The sequence below is a fragment of the Halomonas sp. ND22Bw genome (genome assembly GCF_003011945.1).
In the GTDB taxonomy this organism is placed as follows: Bacteria; Pseudomonadota; Gammaproteobacteria; order Pseudomonadales; family Halomonadaceae; genus Halomonas; species Halomonas halophila.
Genome location: NZ_PXWD01001092.1, coordinates 1 through 263, shown reverse-complemented (window position 1 = coordinate 263; position 263 = coordinate 1). Strand labels below are relative to the sequence as shown.

The following is a 263-nucleotide window of genomic DNA, read 5'->3' as shown; positions in this document are numbered from 1 at the left end:
AGGCAATCTGCGACTGGCGGGCGCCGCCCTGCTGGCGCTGACGTGCCTGCTCTCTGCCTGTTCGTCGACGCCCTCCCGCCCCACCGCCTCGCGCGACATGGGGTTGCGCACGCGCGGCGCGCCTATCCAGGACCCGAGTGCCGGCCTGGAGGAAATCTCCATCGAGGCGATGGCCTTGGTAGGCACGCCGTACCGCTACGGCGGCAACACACCCGATAGCGGCTTCGATTGCAGTGGACTCGTGCGCTACGTGGTGCAACGCG

Annotated in this window: 1 protein-coding gene; it reads left to right on the top strand. The window is 69.2% G+C overall.

All coding sequences use genetic code 11. The annotated features are described in order from the left end of the window. A partial coding sequence (locus tag CVH10_RS21560) for an NlpC/P60 family protein (protein ID WP_219924969.1) occupies window positions 1-263 on the top strand: 263 nt, incomplete at both ends.